This is a genomic window from Shimia sp. R9_3 (genome assembly GCF_017743755.1).
In the GTDB taxonomy this organism is placed as follows: domain Bacteria; phylum Pseudomonadota; class Alphaproteobacteria; order Rhodobacterales; family Rhodobacteraceae; genus Shimia.
The window spans coordinates 246,245-259,608 of the sequence record NZ_JAGHRP010000005.1; the positions used below are offsets into that span (position 1 = coordinate 246,245).

At 59.7% G+C, this 13,364-nt stretch carries 16 protein-coding genes; 2 read left to right on the forward strand and 14 right to left on the reverse strand.

Translation table 11 applies throughout. The annotated features are described in order from the left end of the window. Positions 1–2 precede the first annotated feature (2 nt). Positions 3–1,367, reverse strand: coding sequence for an FAD-dependent oxidoreductase (locus J7412_RS14740; protein WP_209079326.1), 1,365 nt, complete (start codon positions 1,365–1,367; stop codon positions 3–5). A gap of 113 nt (positions 1,368–1,480) precedes the next feature. Here J7412_RS14740 and J7412_RS14745 point away from each other — a divergent pair, with 113 nt between their 5' ends. After that, complete coding sequence (locus tag J7412_RS14745) at positions 1,481–1,855, forward strand: DUF2237 domain-containing protein (RefSeq protein WP_209079327.1); 375 nt, start codon at positions 1,481–1,483, stop codon at positions 1,853–1,855. A gap of 166 nt (positions 1,856–2,021) precedes the next feature. Beyond that, a complete protein-coding gene (locus J7412_RS14750; RefSeq protein WP_209079328.1) occupies positions 2,022–2,342 on the forward strand; it encodes an antibiotic biosynthesis monooxygenase in 321 nt (106 codons plus the stop codon). Between the two features lie 46 nt (positions 2,343–2,388). On the opposite strand, the gene J7412_RS14755 is transcribed toward J7412_RS14750, so the two are convergent. The 13 genes from J7412_RS14755 to J7412_RS14815 all read right to left on the reverse strand — a co-directional run bounded on the left by J7412_RS14755 (position 2,389) and on the right by J7412_RS14815 (position 13,301). After that, the gene (locus J7412_RS14755; RefSeq protein WP_209079329.1) at positions 2,389–2,874 is read right to left on the reverse strand and encodes a helix-turn-helix transcriptional regulator; all 486 of its coding nucleotides are present in this window, start codon (positions 2,872–2,874) and stop codon (positions 2,389–2,391) included. A 42-nt stretch (positions 2,875–2,916) separates the two neighbouring features. Continuing rightward, a complete protein-coding gene (locus J7412_RS14760) occupies positions 2,917–3,390 on the reverse strand; it encodes a hypothetical protein (RefSeq protein ID WP_209079330.1) in 474 nt (157 codons plus the stop codon). Positions 3,391–3,548: 158 nt separating this feature from the next. Further along, on the reverse strand, positions 3,549–4,094 hold the full coding sequence (locus tag J7412_RS14765) for a PepSY domain-containing protein (protein ID WP_209079331.1): 546 nt from the start codon (positions 4,092–4,094) through the stop codon (positions 3,549–3,551). Between the two features lie 212 nt (positions 4,095–4,306). Next, positions 4,307–4,564: a hypothetical protein gene (locus tag J7412_RS14770; RefSeq protein ID WP_209079332.1), complete on the reverse strand. Its 258-nt coding sequence runs from the start codon at positions 4,562–4,564 to the stop codon at positions 4,307–4,309. A 200-nt stretch (positions 4,565–4,764) separates the two neighbouring features. Continuing rightward, on the reverse strand, positions 4,765–6,018 hold the full coding sequence (trpB, locus tag J7412_RS14775) for a tryptophan synthase subunit beta (RefSeq protein WP_209063601.1): 1,254 nt from the start codon (positions 6,016–6,018) through the stop codon (positions 4,765–4,767). Positions 6,019–6,113: 95 nt separating this feature from the next. Next, on the reverse strand, positions 6,114–6,479 hold the full coding sequence (locus J7412_RS14780; RefSeq protein WP_209079333.1) for a hypothetical protein: 366 nt from the start codon (positions 6,477–6,479) through the stop codon (positions 6,114–6,116). 66 nt (positions 6,480–6,545) lie between these two features. Then, positions 6,546–7,190, reverse strand: coding sequence for a phosphoribosylanthranilate isomerase (locus J7412_RS14785; protein ID WP_209079334.1), 645 nt, complete (start codon positions 7,188–7,190; stop codon positions 6,546–6,548). A gap of 39 nt (positions 7,191–7,229) precedes the next feature. Next, a complete protein-coding gene (locus J7412_RS14790; protein WP_209079335.1) occupies positions 7,230–7,580 on the reverse strand; it encodes a LapA family protein in 351 nt (116 codons plus the stop codon). A gap of 3 nt (positions 7,581–7,583) precedes the next feature. After that, complete coding sequence (ihfB, locus tag J7412_RS14795) at positions 7,584–7,865, reverse strand: integration host factor subunit beta (protein ID WP_209063612.1); 282 nt, start codon at positions 7,863–7,865, stop codon at positions 7,584–7,586. Between the two features lie 291 nt (positions 7,866–8,156). Next, positions 8,157–9,437, reverse strand: coding sequence for a DUF3422 domain-containing protein (locus tag J7412_RS14800; RefSeq protein WP_209079336.1), 1,281 nt, complete (start codon positions 9,435–9,437; stop codon positions 8,157–8,159). A 201-nt stretch (positions 9,438–9,638) separates the two neighbouring features. Further along, entirely contained in the window at positions 9,639–10,004 is a 366-nt protein-coding gene (locus tag J7412_RS14805) for a VOC family protein (protein ID WP_209079337.1), read from the reverse strand. Positions 10,005–10,276: 272 nt separating this feature from the next. Then, complete coding sequence (locus J7412_RS14810; RefSeq protein ID WP_209063618.1) at positions 10,277–11,716, reverse strand: NAD(P)(+) transhydrogenase (Re/Si-specific) subunit beta; 1,440 nt, start codon at positions 11,714–11,716, stop codon at positions 10,277–10,279. A 13-nt stretch (positions 11,717–11,729) separates the two neighbouring features. Further along, the gene (locus J7412_RS14815) at positions 11,730–13,301 is read right to left on the reverse strand and encodes a Re/Si-specific NAD(P)(+) transhydrogenase subunit alpha (protein WP_209079338.1); all 1,572 of its coding nucleotides are present in this window, start codon (positions 13,299–13,301) and stop codon (positions 11,730–11,732) included. Between the last annotated feature and the right edge of the window lie 63 nt (positions 13,302–13,364).

The window sequence follows — 13,364 nt, forward strand, 5'->3', positions numbered from 1 at the left end:
TGTTAGTGCACCCGTGCGCCTTGCGCTTCCAAGCCAGCCCGAATGTCTGAAATATTGAGCGCATCCAGCGCCCGGTTTTGCTTCACCGCCAGCGCTGCGGCCACGCCAGCCCCCTGCCCGATCACCGCACAGCAGGCCATATTGCGGGTGGCCGCATGGGCAATCTTATGCCCTGCCGTGGCGCGGCCGGAGATCAGCAGATTTTTCACACCCTGGGGCAGAAGGTTGCGGTAAGGAACTTCAAAATAGCGCCCCGTGGTGGGCAGGATCAAAACCCCATAGCCGTCGATAAACTCCGGGAAAATCCCGATGCTGTCTTCAAAGCGTCCCTGCTCACGCACATCCAGCTCGCTCATCGCATAGACCGTGTCCACCTTGCGGGTATCGCGAATGCCCAAGGTCATGCCGAAGTTTCGAAGCCGCGCGTTCTCACAGCCCGGCAGGAAGCGTTTGAGCGCCTCAATTGCCAGCATGGTCTGGCGGCGGCCTTCGATCTCGCCATAGGTCAGGCTGTCCGGATCGGTGCCGTCAATCCCGTCCAGATGGATGAGGTTCATATAGGTCAGCTCGCCAGTGTCATGCATCGCGCCCCAAGTGCCTGCGATGGTGTTGAGATGGGGCGGGATCAGCCCGGCCTCAATCGCCTGCGCAAAGGGTTTGTAGAGGAAGGGGGAGAACATCTGATCCTCTTTGCCGGAGGTTTCGATGTTCCATTCACCGCCCCCGCCCCAATCGGCGTAGGTCTGCGGATCGGCCTTGATGCCCTCCATAAAGGCGCTTTTGTCCACGCCCGCGAGGTGGAACATCACCGAGGCCGCCATCAGATCTTCGCGCGGGGCCATCCGGCAAGGCGCGCCTGCCCGATGCGCCACATCCGCATCACCGGTGGCGTCGATCACCACTTTGGCTAGGATCGCCTCCCGGCCTGCTTTGGATTCAGTGATGATGCCTTTGATCTCAACGCCTTCCATGATCGGGGCCACAAAGGCGCGGTGCAGCATCGGGTGAATTCCCGCCTTCTGCACCATCTGGTCCGCCACCAGTTTGAAGCCTTCGCTGTCAATCTCATAGCTCAGGGACTGGCTCTCCGGCACCGCAGCGCCGGCCTCTTTGGCGGCGTCTTCGAACTCCTTGGGGATGCCCATGCTCTCCACGGTTTGTTCGTGGCGATACCAATGCATGCCTTCCACCCCGACCACGGTGATATTGCCGCCAAAGCAGCCAAAACGCTCCACCAGCGTGACCTCCACACCGGCGCGGGCCGCGGCCAAAGCAGCGGACAAGCCGCCGGGGCCTGAGCCCACAACAAGCACGTCGGTCTCGTGGATCACATCAATCTGGCGGGCGGGTTCGGTAATCTGTTTCATAGGCGCCATGCTTTGCGCAGCCGCCCCGAAGGGTCAATTCATTTCTTGAATGGCTATTCAATTTTTCAGACTGCGCATTGCCCCGTGAGCATCACGTATGCAATGCTAACCCCATGATCGAAAAAGACGCTTCCGTAAATGTGCTGGGTGGCACGCTTGCCCCCTGCTCCACCAATCCGGTCACCGGTTTCTTTCGCGACGGTCATTGCAACACCTGCGCGCAGGATCCGGGCAGCCACACCGTATGTGCGGTGATGACAGCCGAATTCCTCGCCTATTCCAAATATGTCGGCAACGACCTGTCCACCCCACGGCCGGAGTTCAACTTTGCAGGCCTCAAGCCCGGGGATCACTGGTGCCTGTGTGCCGCCCGCTTCCTGCAAGCCCATGACGAAGGCTGCGCGCCCAAGGCCAATCTGGCGGCCACCCATCAAAAGGCCCTTGATATCGTGCCTTTGCGCGTCTTGCAGGAGCACGCCCTGCCCTGAGACCGTGACGCCCGTTCTGCGGCGCGCCGATATGCCCTATATCTTGAGCGATTGACCTGCGCGCGCGACCTGTGCCACTACTGCGCCTCTGCGCCAGCCCCGCCGATATGTTCGGCCAGCAAGCCTGCATTCCCCCAGTGAACACACGCATCAGAAAGGCATTGCCATGGGCTATATCGCTATGAACCGCTTCAAAATCGCCGAGGGCCGTGAAGCGGATTTTGAAGAGGTCTGGAAAGCGCGCGAAAGCCGCCTCAAAGAGCTCAAGGGATTTCGCGAGTTTCGCCTGCTGAAAGGCCCGAAGGGCGACGGCTTCACCCTCTATTCCAGCCATGTGTTGTGGGACCAACAGGCTGATTTTCAGGCCTGGACCAAATCGGAGCAATTCCGCGACGCCCACCGCAACTCCGGCAACTCCAAGACCGAAGGCCTGATCATCGGCCGTCCGGAGTTTGAAGGCTTTGAAACCGTGCTGCACGAAGCCTGAGCGTTTGCAGGATCGGAGCGCTTACAGTCGGGCGCTCCGTTATCCGTTAAGCCTCTTCAGCCAGCAGATCATCCAAGAACAGGCTCATAAGCTGGGCGCGCCCGCTCACGCCCGCCTTCCGGTAGATCGCATTGCACTGCGCCTTGACCGTGCCTTCTGAGGTTTCCCGCAGTCCCGCGATTTCCTGAATAGACAGGCCTTTGATCGAAAACAGCGCCACATCCCGCTCTGCCGGGGTCAGCGCCCATCCGACAAACCGCGCCTCCATGTGATCACGGAACGCGAGCTGCACCTGCGCAAGCGAAGCCTCTGCCCGTGCCCGCGCCCGCATCGCCTGGCGCAAGGCCACCCCGCCCAAAAGCGCGCCCAGCAAAAGCCCCAGCGCCGCGCCGATCTCGAGCATCTCGCGCACTTGCCAGGAAATTGGCGCAGAGCGCGCGCCCACGATGGTCAGCGCGATGTCGCTCAGAAAGAACAGCGCAAACAGGCATTGCAGCCCCAACAGCGCGATCAGCACCCAAGGGGTTTTCAACGCAGCTCTCACGTGACCGCCACCCGGTCAGGGATCCACGGGTCAGTCATCATCGTCGTCCCCGTCATCATCACCACCATCGTCACTGCCGTCGTCGCCGTCGTCGCCATCGTCGTCATCATCTGCGTCGTCGTGATCATCGCCGTCGTGATCATCGCCGTCGAACCCGCTGTCGTCGTCATCATGGTCGTCGTCATAGGCTGTATCTGACGCATCATCGCCATCATCCTCATCATTGTGCTGACCAAGCACCTGATGCGTGTCGCCCTCTTCCTCCCAGTAGTCGCGCAGGATTTCACCGGTGCGGGGATTGACCACAATCTCGCGCTCCAGCGTGCCGCGATAGGCCTCAATCCGCACCCGTCCCAGCCAGGTGCGTTTGACCTCGATGTTGGTGTAGCCCTGCGACTGCAACTGGCGCGTGATGCTGTCCACGCGCTGCTCCGCCAGCGCTGGCGTCGCGCCAAGCGCGAGGCAGATCACCACGATCTTTGCGCCAAGTTTTCTATCCGTCATGCACATCACCCGCTGAGGTCGGCACTGCCCACGCCGCGCCGACCCGTTTCCAACTCTCATTTCTCAGATGTCATGTAGCCCAAACCTGCCTGTCAGGCAAAACCCGAACTGTAAAAGCCCATGGCTTTGCCGAAGGTTAGAGGGCAACACGCGCGCGCTCAGGCGTCTTCAGCGTCATCATCGCCGCTGTCGTCATTGCCTGCATCCGCGTCGTCATCGCCGTCGTCGTCCCCCTCATCATCATCGTCGTCCCCTTCATCATCTTCATCAGCCTCGTCGGCGTCATCCTCATCATCATCTTCGTCGCGCGCATCCTCGCCATGGTCATCGTCGCCATCGTCCTCATGCTCGTCTTCGTAGTCATCCTCGTCGTGATCATCGTCATGGTCGTCATCGTCGTGGTCATCGTCGTGGTCATCATCGTCTTCGTCGTGATCTTCATCATCGTCATCATCTTCGTCGTCATCGACATAGCCCGCGTGATGCTCGAGGACTTCTTCCGTGGTGGTCGAATAGACCGTTTCGATTTCGATATCGTCGCGCCGCGCCGCCACCGTCAGCTCGCCGCCCTCAATCTCGATTTCCACATCCGTGTAGCCGTTCTCCAGCATCGCTGCGGCCACACGCTCGGCAAAGCTCTGAGCGTGCGCCTGTGAGACAAAGCCAAGCGAGATCAGGGAGGTGGTCAAAAGAATGCGTTTCATAGGTCTTTCTCCTGTATGGGATAGGTCGCGCCGCCGGTGACGCGGTGTGCCCACAGTGAAAGAGCTGGCGGCGTCCCTCTATTGGACGCCGGTTTATGGATCAGGCCATTTGCCTTTGGTTTAGGTGCATAAACTTAGGTTGATGCCCTGCCGGACGCCCTGTTTGCCAAGGCGCGCCTCAGTCTGGCGCGCGCGCCGCGCAGGCAACCCGCTCAGAGCACAAACCTGTGCTCATAAGGCGCTTTCCGCTCCCGACGTGATCCATGCGGCAGGGTCAGATACTGCGTCTTCGGCATCTTGCCCGACGCGCTGGCCACCACAGTCAGCTGGCAATCTGTGAGAATATACTCAATATCCTGATAGCCTTGCGCCTGCATCGAGGTGACCACACGCTCCGCAAGCCGCTTGGCGCGATCAAGCCCGGTGTTTTCTGAAATACGCTCGCCGATTTGTTCATTGGTCTGTGTCATCTGGCTCTCCTTCCCAGCAGATCGGACAGCTGCTTGCGGGTTCAACACCGCAGCGCAGCCTGTCTCAAAACCCTAGCAAGTTGTGCCCCAGCGCCAGCACACACCAGAGATCAGCGGCCATCGCTTCCGCATAGCCACCTATCCAAAAGAAGAGAGCGCCCCGAAGGACGCTCCAAACTCAAACCACGAGATCCGCCGGATCAGTCGGCGGTGCGGCCTTCGGTGTCAGACATGTCAAAGCCCAGATGGCGCGCCACGGTCTGCACGTCTTTGTCACCACGGCCACACATGTTCATCACGATGATATGGTCCTTGGGCATGTCACCTGCGATCTTCATCACATGGGCCAGCGCATGGCTTGGCTCCAGCGCCGGGATGATGCCCTCCATCGCGCAGGAGAACTGGAACGCCTCCAGCGCTTCTTTGTCGGTGATAGAGACATATTGCGCCCGGCCTGTGTCATTCAGCCAGCTGTGCTCCGGCCCGATGCCCGGATAGTCCAGACCTGCAGAGATCGAATAGCCTTCAAGAATCTGGCCATCGTCATCCTGCAGCAGATAGGTGCGGTTGCCATGCAGCACGCCCGGGCGGCCACCGGTCAGCGACGCACAGTGCTCCATTTTCTCATCCACGCCACGGCCACCGGCCTCAACACCGATGATGTTGACGGATGGATCATCCAGGAACGGGTAGAACAGGCCCATCGCATTGGAGCCGCCACCGATTGCGGCAATCACAGTGTCCGGCAGACGGCCTTCGCCTTCCTGCTCAGCAAGCTGCCAGCGCACCTCTTTGCCGATGATGGATTGGAAATCACGCACCATCGCCGGATAGGGGTGTGGGCCTGCCACAGTGCCGATGCAGTAGAATGTGTCGCGCACATTGGTCACCCAGTCACGCAGCGCATCGTTCATCGCGTCTTTCAGCGTGCCACGGCCGGAGGTCACAGGCACCACTTCCGCACCCAAAAGGCGCATACGGAAGACGTTTGGCGCCTGACGCTGCACATCATGCGCGCCCATGTAGACCACGCACTTGAGGCCAAACTTCGCGCACACCGTCGCGGTCGCCACGCCATGCTGACCTGCACCGGTCTCGGCGATGATGCGGGTTTTGCCCATGCGGCGCGCCAGAATGATCTGGCCCAGCACGTTGTTCACCTTATGCGCACCGGTGTGGTTCAGCTCGTCACGCTTCAGATAGATCTTCGCGCCGCCCAGCTCTTCAGTGATGCGGGAGGCAAAATACAGCGGGCTTGGGCGGCCCACATAGTGTTTCCACAGATCATCCATCTCCGCCCAGAAGGTCGGATCATCCTTGGCCTTTTCATATTCCGCTTCCAGATCCAGGATCAGCGGCATCAGCGTCTCACTGACAAACCGCCCGCCAAAATCGCCAAAACGGCCATTTTCGTCAGGGCCAGTCATAAAGCTGTTGAAAAGATCGTTGGACATTCAGGTCTCTCCCACGGTGTTTGAATTGTTCTTAGGGGGGTGGATCGGGATTTGCCACCCCAATCTGGATGCGATCCCGCTGGTAACGTGAGGTGTCAGACCATCATCACAGGCATTTGCCGCTGCAAAGGCGCTGGCAGGGCAGCATACCATGCCGACAACGCCACCTCGCGCTCCTGCATGGCCTCACTTTCAAAGACATGAAACCGCGAGGTCTCGGTGAGCCGCTCCCGCATCCTCAGCGCCATCCGATGTGGCCCGGTGGAGGCAAAGTGTTTGATGTCTTCCGCGCGCTGCCAGACGGTGCGTGAAAAGAAATGACCGGCATGGGGGAACACCTCGGCATGCAGGTTGCCTGCAGAACGCTTCGCGTGGCGCAGCGACAGGATCGCCACCGCCACTAACTGCGGCGTGTCCCACCAATGTCTGAGCTTTGCCGCCCCGATCGCCACCATCACCATCTGCGCATCCTCTTTTGTTGGGAATACGCAGCGGTATGGCGGCCAGACCATAGAATTTTGCGGGTTTTAAACGGCGCTCAGGGCTGCCTTCATAAAGGCCTGCATCATGCCGACATCTTTCACACCGGGCACGCTTTCCACACCGGAAGAGAGATCCACCTGCCGCGCGCCGGTCATCCGGATCGCCTCGGCCACATTGTCGACCGTCAGGCCACCGGCCAACAGCCATGGGCAAGGCCAGTACTTCCGGTTCACCAGCCGCCAATCAAAGGCCAGCCCATTGCCGCCGGGCAAGACCGCATCTTTGGGGGCTTTGGCATCCACCAGCAACTGATCTGCGACGCTGCCGAAGGCATCAATCTGCGCCACATCTGCGGCCTCAGCGATGCCAATCGCCTTGATCACCGGCAAACCAAAGCGCGCTTTGACCTTGGCCACCCGTTCAGGGGTTTCTTTGCCATGCAGCTGCAGGAAATCGAGCGGCACCTTGTCGACAAGCTCTTCCAGAAAAGCGTCGTCCACATTCACCACAAGCCCCACTTTTCCCACACCCACAGGCGTCGCAAGGCACAGCTCACGCGCCCGCTCAAAATCCACATAGCGTGGTGATTTGGCAAAAAAGTTGAGACCGATATAAGCCGCGCCCGCCTCAGCCGCCGCGACCACATGCTCAGGCTCTTTCAGCCCGCAAATCTTGACCCGAATATCCATGAGACCGCCCTACCGCAGTTGCCATGCAAAGCAAAGGGTTCAGCTTGCCTCATCCAGCAGCGCCAGAACTTCGTCTTTCTTTTCAGCCTCACGGCCTTTCAGACGGCGCACTTCGCGTTTGGTCTGGTGCAGCTCGCGCTCCGCTTTGGTCTTGTCAGACCGCATGCGGTGCTCCCGCATCCACTCCCAGACAAAGCCGACCAGCAGGCCGACCACAATTGCCCCGAGGATCACGAGGAACAAAGGCATTTCGATGCTGTGGTTGAGCCCCGCCAGATCGCTCAATGCTTGTGGCAAGAGCGTCAGCGTGACGAGATCCCGATTGGCCAGCGCCACCGAGATGAGTGCGGCGCCAAGGGCGCCGAGAAAGGCATAGCGAATGTAGCGCATGGCTTACTTTCCGTTTAGTCGGTCCCGCAACAACTTGCCGGTCTTAAAGAACGGCACGTGCTTTTCTTCTACGTCCACCGACTCCCCCGTGCGCGGGTTGCGCCCGGTGCGGGCCTCGCGCTGTTTTACGGAAAAAGCGCCAAAACCGCGCAGTTCCACGCGGTCTCCCCGGCTCATGGCTTCGGTGATTTCGTCAAATATGGTGTTTACAATGCGCTCAACATCGCGCTGAAACAAATGAGGATTTTCGTCTGCAATTTTTTGAATCAATTCCGAACGGATCATCGGTGTCTATCTCCCTGAGGGCGTGCAGGTCTTACCGCGTGCATCTCTCTGACTATAGGAAGAAAGCGGCTCAACGGAAACGGAAACCCGATGCCCGATGGTGGAAAACCGCTCAAATCCACAGAAATTGCATGGTCAGGCCGCTATTTCTGACAGTTTCCAACAAAGCGCAAGCCCCCTTTTGACACCCACCCTCTGCCGCAGCGCGGCAAGAACCCTTTGATTCGCAACAGAAAGCCGCGCTTTCCGCAGGGTTACCCTCTTCTGCGATAAAGCAGAGGTGATCGTAGTTTAATGCATGCGCGCCTTGATCCGCCGCACCATCCACCAAACCAGCGCCACCACCACCGGGGTCAGCATGGCCGTCATCATGCCCTTGCTCAGGCCCAATGGCCCCGCCAATGGGTAAACCACATATCCGGCCAGCGACACCGCATAATAGCTGATCGCCACAACCGACAGCCCCTCCACGGTCTCCTGCAACCGAAGCGCGAGATCGGCGCGCCGGTCCATGCTGGCCAGCAAAGCTTGGTTTTCCGCCGAACGGGCGACCTCCACCTTGGTGCGCAACAGCTGCGCCGCCCGCCCCACGCGCTCCGCCAGAGATTGCAAGCGGCTCTGGCTGTGTTTCACCGTCCGCATCGCCGGATCATAGCGCCGCGTCATAAATTCCCGAAACGTCTGCCGCCCCTGAAACCGCTCCTCCCGCAGCACATCAATCCGCTGAAACACAATCGTTTCATAGGCCCCTGTGGCCCCGAACCGGAAAGAGGTGTCCGCAATCAGACGCTCCAGATCACCGGACAGCTCCAGCAGGCTTTGCAGCGTCGCCGCCGCGTCGCCTTCCTCACTGCGCAACCGCCCCATCAGACGCCCCGCATCCGCCTCCAGCGCCCCTAGCTCTCCGGAAATGGCCTTCACCCGGAAATAGCCCAGCATCGACATGCACTTATAGGTCTCAATCTCGCACAAACGCTGTACAACACGGCCCACGCGTCGCGCGCCGGTATCCGGCGCTACAAAGACCGCCATGCACTGGTGCCCATTGGCCGCGATGCGAAAATCGGTCGCCACCACGCAGGAGCCATCCAGCACATAGTTCATCGCCACCGCTTCCTGCAGAAACCAACTGTCGATCTGCGTATTGATCTCTGCCTCATCGGGCATCGGCGCCACACGGATCATCGCCGAGGTCACCCGCTGCCCTGGCGCGGCTGCAAGCCAATCTGTTGGAAACACGTCAAAATCCACCGGATCAAACGCCCGCGCGCTCAGCTGCGGCAGAAACACTGTGTAGGTCACAAACTCCGCATGCTGCTCCCACTTCAACGTGTCCCGCCCGATCTGACAGGTGAAATGGGTCGCCTCCGGATTGGGATGCGCCACGCCAAACCGGTCCAGCAAATCAATCAGATGGGCCCGCGCAGCGTCTCCTCCGGTGCCCAGATGATCCGGCGCAATCCGCCACGCCACAAAAACCGCGCGGCAGGGCACATCCAGAGTTGGAAACGGACGCGCATGCAGCTCATTGGCAAGCTTGTAGCGCAAAGGGTCATCCTTGATCGGCGTCATAGCAGGCTCCGTGTGACAGTCGGCGCACTATACGACAGAAATCAAAGACATCAATTATTCTTTTATTTCAGCATGTTACGTGAATACCGCGGTATACAAAACCGCTATCCCCTTGATTTGGGCATGTTTTGCTGCGGCCAAAGACACCAAGCCACGCTGGAAGCCTTCCACCAGCCCAAAATCGCAGGCAGGTTTTGCCGCTCACGCCGCAGGGGCCGCCGGCTCCCAAAGCTCAATCGGATTGCCTTCGGGATCATGAATGCGGGCAAACTTGCCCACCTCGCTGTCCCAGTCCGGATGTGTCTCCACCGCAATCCCCGCCGCCTCCAACTGCGCCGTCATGGCCGCCAGATCATCCACACGAAAGTTGATCATCCACTGTTTTTCGTCGTTGCCGAAATAATCTGTGTCCTGCGCAAAGGGCGCAAACACCGTAAAGCCCTCACGCTGTTTCCAAGGCATGGGGTTGAGCTGGTTCACCCCCAGATGGGTCTCATACCATGCCCCCAACGCCTCCGGATCGCGCGCCCGAAAGAACACCCCGCCTATGCCATTCACCTTCTCCATGATGCACCTCCTGTCAGGAGGATAGCGCGAAAGGCGCAGCGCCGTCAGGGCTGGTGAGTGCGCGCAAGCGACTCATCGCCAAATCCAATCATCTCGCCCCGGGCACAAATCAGGCCCCCGCCCCATCGCCACGCCCGACGTTTATCGCGCCCCCAGCGCATTCTCATTCCCCAAATATCCCCGCCGGAGGCATCCCATAGCGCGGCGCAGAGCAGTCAAAAGAAAAGGCGCCCCAACCGGAGCGCCTTCCCTATCTTCACTGTCTGGATTGATCACTCAATCATGGTCAGCAGCTTGTCCAAGCTCGCCTTCGCGTCACCATAGAACATCCGGGTGTTCTCCTTGAAGAACAGCGGGTTCTCGATGCCGGAGTAGCCGGTGCCCTGACCACGCTTGGAGACAAACACCTGTTTCGCTTTCCAGCATTCCAGAACCGGCATGCCTGCAATCGGGCTGTTCGGATCTTCTTGGGCTGCCGGGTTCACGATGTCGTTGGAACCGATCACGATGGCCACATCCGTTTCCGGGAAGTCATCATTGATCTCATCCATCTCCAGCACGATGTCATAAGGCACTTTGGCTTCCGCCAGGAGCACGTTCATGTGGCCTGGCAGACGGCCTGCAACCGGGTGGATCGCAAAGCGCACGTTCTTGCCTTTGGCGCGCAGACGACGGGTCAGCTCCGCCACATTCTGCTGCGCCTGCGCCACCGCCATGCCGTAGCCCGGGATGATCACAACGCTGTCCGCGTCATCCAGTGCAGCCGCCACACCGTCGGCCTCAATCGCGATCTGCTCGCCTTCCACTTCCATGGCCGGACCAGATGCGCCACCAAAGCCGCCCAGGATCACCGACACAAAGGAGCGGTTCATCGCCTTACACATGATGTAGGACAGGATCGCACCCGAGGAGCCCACCAGCGCACCCACAACGATCAGCAGGTCGTTGCCTAGGGAGAAGCCGATCGCCGCTGCAGCCCAGCCGGAGTAGCTGTTCAGCATGGAGACAACCACCGGCATGTCCGCGCCCCCGATGCCCATGATCAGGTGGTAGCCGATGAACAGCGCCGCGATGGTCAGGATCAAAAGCGGGAAGATGCCGCCAGAGTTCAGATACCAGATCAGGCAGAGCAGCGAGAGCGCCGCCGCTCCTGCGTTCAGCATATGGCCACCGGGCAGCTTTTCGGCTGCAGAGGTCACACGGCCAGACAGCTTGCCATAGGCGATGACGGAACCGGTGAAGGTCACCGCACCGATCCACACACCAAGGGACAGCTCAACATAAAGAATGTTGATTTCCGCCGCAGACTTCTTTGCGATCAGCTGGCCAAAGGCGCCCAGCTCTTTCACCGCATCGCCGCCAGCAGCCACAGCTGCCGCCGCGTTGCCGATCTCAAAATGCGCGTTGAAGCCCACAAACACAGCGGCCAGACCAACCAGCGCGTGCATGCCAGCCACCAGTTCCGGCATCTGGGTCATTTCGACCTTGGACGCCAGCTGATAGCCGATCAGGCCACCACCGATGATCAGCGGCACCGACAGGAGCCACAGACCGGAGCCCGGGCCGATGAGGGTTGCAAACACCGCCAGCGCCATGCCGACAATGCCATACCACACAGCGCGTTTCGCGCTTTCCTGATTGCTCAACCCACCCAGAGAGAGGATGAAAAGGACAGCGGCAACAACATAGGCTGCAGTAGTAAATCCAATCATGGTTCTCTACTCCTTAGGATTTCTGGAACATGGCGAGCATGCGCCGTGTCACGAGGAAACCGCCGAAGATATTGATCCCGGCCATGAAAACAGAGAGCGCCGCGAGCAGGATCACGAGGAAGCTCCCCGATCCGATCTGCATCAAAGCACCCAGAATGATGATCGACGAAATCGCGTTTGTGACCGCCATCAGCGGGGTGTGCAGGCTGTGCGCCACGCCCCAGATCACCTGGAAGCCCACGAAACACGCCAGCACAAACACGATAAAGTGCTGCATGAAGCTTGCCGGGGCCACCAGACCCACGAGCAGCATCAGCGCGCCACCCACACCCAACAGGGTCACCTGCTGTTTGGTCTGCGCCTTGAACGCCGCCACTTCTGCCGCACGCTTCTCTTCCGGTGTCAGCTCCGGCACAACCTCTTTGGGCTTGGCCGCAATCGCCTGCACCTTCGGAGGGGGCGGCGGGAAGGTGATCTCACCTTCAAAGGTCACCGTCGCGCCACGGATCACATCGTCTTCCATGTTGTGGTTGACCTGGCCGTCCTTCTCAGGGGTCAGATCGGCCATCATGTGACGGATGTTGGTCGCATAGAGGCTGGAGGACTGCGCCGCCATCCGGCTTGGGAAGTCGGTGTAGCCCACAATGGTCACGCCATTGTCGGTCACAACTTTCTCATCAGCTACGGTGCCTTCCACGTTGCCGCCACGCTCTGCTGCGAGGTCAACAATCACGGAACCCGGCTTCATCGCCTCAACCATATCCTTGGTCCAAAGGATTGGTGCTGCGCGGTTCGGGATCAGTGCTGTGGTGATCACGATGTCCACTTCCGGGGCCAGCTCGCGGAACTTCGCCAGCTGCGCTTCGCGGAATTCCTCAGACTGCACAGAGGCATAGCCGCCGGTGGCCGCGCCATCCGCCTGCTCTTCCTCAAAGTCCAGATAGACAAACTCGGCGCCCATGGACTCAACTTGCTCCGCCACTTCGGGGCGCACGTCAAACGCATAGGTGATCGCGCCAAGGCTGGTGGAGGTACCAATCGCGGCCAGACCGGCCACACCGGCGCCCACAACCAGCACTTTGGCTGGCGGCACTTTACCTGCAGCGGTCACCTGACCGGTGAAGAATCGGCCAAAGTTGTTGCCCGCCTCAATCACCGCACGGTAGCCCGCAATATTGGCCATGGAGGACAGCGCGTCCATCTTCTGGGCGCGGCTGATGCGTGGCACCATTTCCATGGCGATCACATTGGCGCCCTTGGCTTTGGCCGCTTCCATGCCCTCTTCATTGCCCGCAGGGTTGAAGAAGGAGATCAGCGTTTTGTCGCTGGTCAGACGCTTGAGTTCGGTCGCATCGGGCTGACGCACCTTGGCAACAATATCGACCTCTTTCCAAAGGCCTGCCGCGGTTTTGATCACCTCGACACCCGCCGCCTCATAGGCCGCATCTGAAAACCCTGCACCTGCGCCTGCACCACTTTCGATGGCACAGTCGTAGCCCAGTTTCTGGAGCTGTTTGGCCGAGTCCGGAGTCATCGCGACCCGGTTTTCGCCCTCAAACACCTCTTTTGGTGTACCTATTTTCACCTTTCTTATCCCCCTTAAGAGTCAAAGCAATAATGTTTCACGCAGAACATGCTGCACTTGCAT